We start from the raw sequence: 4,438 nt of genomic DNA, 5'->3' as shown, positions 1-4,438 counted from the left end.
TTATTTCTTTACTCCTCGCCAAATGGTTAAAATACTGCTGATTCGGCAAAAACTTCTTAGCTATATGCTCTCCGTACTGATACATGAGATAAGCCAAAAGCTCATAGGCACTGCAGCGTTCAGTATCAATGCAGTATTCTATTCCATCAAGCAATTGTCCAATTGTATAAAACCTTGTCATCCGGTATAATCGAATGCAATGTGTATTAAAATATTTCGGCTGTTGCTGCTCCATCCGACGAATGAATTCCTGAGCTATTTCGTATTCTGCAAAATATTGTTTTATGATGGTTAAAGAAACCCTGTCTCTGCTGTAATTTTCTTCTGGTTTGAACAACTGCCCGGTATCTTCTGTGACCGGATATTTAGCCAATAAATCATTTGTTTCAGCATCATAGAACAAAAGCATTTCACCATCATCTTCAATGCGAATGCGTTTATGAACATCCATCATACCTGTATTAATCAGATAACGGTTGCCTTTATAACTTACCACTCCATCCTTATCAAAGGAGGCAACAGTGATTGATACTTCGGAATAAGGTTTGACATGGAGCAGGTATTTTTGCTCTTCCATGAACATTTCACGCGGCACTTTTCTGGTCACAGTATGTATTCGCCCGTTGCCTTCCCTATCCAACCATGAAAGGGCAGCACTGTTAAGGCAATCAATTCCGGTGTATATCCTGCCCTCAAGAAAACTTTGCTTTATGTATCCAATCACCTCTTCAACCTTGCCTTTACTTTGAGGATCTCTTGGTCTACATAGCGAAACATTGTAACCTATACGCTTAACATATTCTTCAAAGGCAGGTACGAATATGATATTCCCCAGATTTTCACTGACTACATAGACACGGTCAAGGTCATAAAGAATAGTCTGTGGTTCTTCCTCCAAAATATCGGAATGCATAGTTATGAGCTTTAATGGCTGTTTTGGTTGTAAAGGGATCCGGTGAAAAATAAACAAATTTCATTCTGCTATAACTCAGAACCATGGAAAAGAAATATATTCGTACAATTCGCCCGTACATATCCTTAAGTTTGTATTGACCAAAACCCGCCTGCGCTTCATATCCCGGTGGAGAAATTTCACGGGGTGAGGTTTTACGTTTACTGGCATGCGGATACCCGTGCTGTTCCCTTAAGGCTTTCATATAGCGGTAGAATGTAGCTCGTTTAACTTGTAGATCAGGGAAGGACTCCACCAATTTAATATAGATGTTTGTATCCCTCATTTGTGGACAAATTTTCAAATGTTCCAGTATGTACTGACGGTAGTTATCCATGTGATACCTTTCCTTTTCAGCTTCCCTTACATAATCTTCTTCGCTCATATTCCAGTATTTGCTGACAGAAGAATAGGTTATCCCCAGTGCTTTTGCGGTTTTTGTCTGAGCAAGTCCAAATGCTTTGTACTCCAGGATTTTTCGGTATTGCTCGATTCCAATCATTTTTGATTTCCTCCTTTGGTTTGTGTGTTATTGAAATCATAATACCTATATTAGTAGTAAACGGTAAACCATGCGTACATTCCTAAGAGTTTCAATTCATGAGATAATGTAGTAAAAGTGTAATAAGTTGTACAAGTTTTCACACTTTACACGAATTTAATAGGAGGTTCTCATGAATACCAAATTGGTTGAAAAAGAGGTCAAACTTTCTCAATGGCGCGCTCTGATTCAAGAATGTATGTCCAGTGGTCTAAAAGTTAAAGATTGGTGTATGCAAAACAATATAAGCAAGGATACTTATTACTACTGGTTAAAAAAATTACGTGAAGCTGCATGCCATTCTATAGAAGCAAACTTCGTCCGTGTCCCCGAGCAGTATATCCCACATTCTTTTACTCCTTCGTTTTCGCCGGAGCTTACGATATCAATCGGTTCCATAACGATTAATATCAATTCAGCAACACCACAACATCTCATTGAAACAACAATTCAGGCGGTGGCAAATGTTAAATGATGCATCAGGCTTTTCAGAAGTATATATTGCCTGTGGCTATACCGATATGAGATTGGGCATAGATGGTCTTGCAGCTATTGTAAAAAATACCTTTCATCTGAACCCATTCCATGAGGGAGTATTATTCCTCTTCTGTGGCAGAAGGACGGACAGGATTAAAGGCTTGCTGTTCGAAGGGGATGGATTTCTTCTCCTGTATAAACGTCTTGAAAACGCACGCTTTCAGTGGCCAAGAAATGAGTCTGAAATGAAGCAACTTACACCTCAGCAGTTTAAATGGTTGATGGAAGGCCTTGCTATTGAGCAGAAAAAGGCTATCAGAAAAATCTCACCGGTATCTGTTTGTTAGATTTAGGACTAATATTGTGCAAAACAGAGAAATTTATTTTTTCTAAATCAGCTCAAATTCGATATACAAATGCAATTATCCACAGTTTCTGTGCAGTGATGGGGCGATATCCATGATAACGTTCCATCACCTTTTTACTTCCGTGGATAATATTATCTCAAAGCGCTTCTAAGCTCTGGTTTTTTCTCATTTTTCAGGCGTTTATCCACCGTCATAATGACGAAAGCACCAAAATCGTAAATTCGCTTTTTTTGTTGATATCGGTTATAATGTAAGCATCAAAGAAAAAGGAAGTATCAGTCATGGATAAAAAATACACAGAATCAGAATTGAATAGCTTAAGTAAGGAAGAACTCATAAGCCTGTTTTTGTCTGTGCAGACCATGGCTGATGAACTTTCAAAGACAGTTGCTGTGCAAGACAAGAAGCTGAATCTTTTGCTGGAGCAAATAAATATATCGAAGCAACGTCAGTACGGTCGCTCATCTGAAAAGATGGTATGTGACGGCCAGCTTAGTTTAAATTTGGATTTAGCCTTAAACGAAGCGGAAGCTGCTGTAACCGGTTTATATGTTGTAGAACCGGAATTCGAGCAGATTTGCCCCAGACCCTATACACGGAAAAAAGTAAAAGGTAAGCGTGAAGAAGAGCTTAAAGACCTTCCGGTAAAAGTAATTAATCATGAGCTGTCTGAGGAAGAATTAAGCTCCCGCCTGGGACCAAAGTGGAAACGACTTCCCGATGAAGTATACAAAAGACTTGTTTTTCATCCTGCCACCTTTGAAGTAGAAGAACATCATGTAGCAGTATATGCAGGGATGGATGGACAGACCATTATCAGAGGTAAGCGTCCTGCTGACCTTCTGCGCAACAGTATTGTAACACCGTCTCTGGAAGCAGCAATCATAAACAATAAATATGTCAACGCTGTTCCATTGTACCGAATGGAGCAGGAATTCTTACGAAATGATATAAGAATATCCAGACAGGTCATGGCAAACTGGACTATTCAGTGTGCAGAGAGATATCTGTCCCTTTTATATGACCGACTTCATCAGGAACTCTACAAAGCCAATATACTGCAGGCTGATGAAACACCGGTATTGGTAAGTAAGGATGGAAGGCCTGCCGGCTCCAGGAGCTACATGTGGGTATATCGTACAGGAAAGATGTATGAGTCCAACCCAATCATACTGTATGAATACCAGAAGACCAGGAATACAAGCCATCCGAGGGAATTCCTGAAAGGATACAGCGGTACGGTGGTAACAGATGGATATCAAGTGTACCACACTCTCGAAAAAGAGATGGAGGATCTGAAAATCGCCGGCTGCTGGAGTCATGCGAGACGGCACTTTGCAAATGTAACAAAGGCGCTGGGGAAAGAAAAAGCCAAAGGTACACTTGCTGAAGAGGCCCTGAAGAGGATAGCAGCCATATATAAGCTGGAAAACGAGCTGCAGCATCTCCGGGCAGAAGAACGAAAACAGCAACGACAGCTGAAGATAAAACCGCATGTCGATGCTTTCTTTGCATGGGTAAAATCACATCTGTTGGAAGTACTCCCAAAATCCGAAACAGCGAAAGGCTTTACCTATTGCATTAACCAGGAGAAATATCTCAGGGTATTTCTTGATGACGGAAATGTACCACTTGATAACAACGCAGCTGAATCGGCCATACGAAGTTTTTGTATCGGAAAAGCGAACTGGCATCTTATTGATACAATAGAGGGAGCAAAAGCCAGTGCAATTATATATAGCATTGCAGAAACAGCAAAAGCAAACCGCCTAAAACCGTATAATTATTTTGAACATCTACTGACCGAGATACCCAAGCATATGGATGATAAAAATCTTGACTTTCTGGATGATCTGCTGCCATGGTCAAAAAATCTGCCGGAAACATGCAGAAAATAAACGCAATAATTAAACTACCGCCATTTTTGGCGGTTATTTTTTTGGTAGTACGGATTATTTACCGTTTACTATTAGTAGATAAAGTATAATATTTTTCGCAAATTCATAGAAGTCCAATAAAAATGACATGGACGTAACCGTTTGGTAGAATTAAGTTAGCACACAAAATACCAACCAAAGGAGGTTACGTACCATGTCAGAT

At 39.9% G+C, this 4,438-nt stretch carries 4 protein-coding genes and 1 pseudogene; 3 read left to right on the top strand and 2 right to left on the bottom strand.

Annotated features, from left to right (window positions below; all coding sequences use genetic code 11):
* Positions 1-898: pseudogene (locus V6C21_RS03450) on the bottom strand (IS21 family transposase); the annotation flags it as partial.
* Complete coding sequence (locus V6C21_RS03445; RefSeq protein WP_479268335.1) at positions 867-1,454, bottom strand: transposase; 588 nt, start codon at positions 1,452-1,454, stop codon at positions 867-869. The pseudogene V6C21_RS03450 and the gene V6C21_RS03445, both read right to left, overlap by 32 nt.
* 172 nt (positions 1,455-1,626) lie before the next feature.
* On the opposite strand from V6C21_RS03445, the gene tnpA reads away from it, so the two are divergent.
* From tnpA to tnpC, 3 genes are all read left to right on the top strand, one after another.
* A complete protein-coding gene (gene tnpA / locus V6C21_RS03440) occupies positions 1,627-1,968 on the top strand; it encodes an IS66 family insertion sequence element accessory protein TnpA (RefSeq protein WP_125475977.1) in 342 nt (113 codons plus the stop codon).
* Positions 1,958-2,317 (top strand): IS66 family insertion sequence element accessory protein TnpB, encoded by a 360-nt coding sequence (gene tnpB, locus V6C21_RS03435; protein WP_125475978.1) that lies wholly within the window; start codon positions 1,958-1,960, stop codon positions 2,315-2,317. Before tnpA ends, tnpB begins: the two co-directional genes overlap by 11 nt.
* A 302-nt stretch (positions 2,318-2,619) precedes the next feature.
* Positions 2,620-4,236 carry an IS66 family transposase gene (gene tnpC / locus V6C21_RS03430; RefSeq protein ID WP_479268334.1) on the top strand — a complete coding sequence of 539 codons (1,617 nt, stop codon included), beginning with the start codon at positions 2,620-2,622 and terminating at the stop codon, positions 4,234-4,236.
* The last annotated feature ends 202 nt before the right edge of the window (positions 4,237-4,438 follow it).

The sequence above is a fragment of the [Clostridium] cellulosi genome, from assembly GCF_036762875.1.
GTDB classification, from domain to species: domain Bacteria; phylum Bacillota; class Clostridia; order Oscillospirales; family Ethanoligenentaceae; genus Ruminiclostridium_D; species Ruminiclostridium_D cellulosi.
Note: the sequence above shows the minus strand (reverse complement) of the source record. Positions and strands in the feature narration are given on the sequence as shown.

What these genes read in the sequence shown, in the direction of transcription:
- V6C21_RS03445 (WP_479268335.1), bottom strand. Translation starts at nt 1,454, where the DNA reads ATGATTGGAATCGAGCAATACCGAAAAATCCTGGAGTACAAAGCATTT.
- tnpA (WP_125475977.1), top strand. Translation starts at nt 1,627, where the DNA reads ATGAATACCAAATTGGTTGAAAAAGAGGTCAAACTTTCTCAATGGCGC.
- tnpB (WP_125475978.1), top strand. Translation starts at nt 1,958, where the DNA reads ATGTTAAATGATGCATCAGGCTTTTCAGAAGTATATATTGCCTGTGGC.
- tnpC (WP_479268334.1), top strand. Translation starts at nt 2,620, where the DNA reads ATGGATAAAAAATACACAGAATCAGAATTGAATAGCTTAAGTAAGGAA.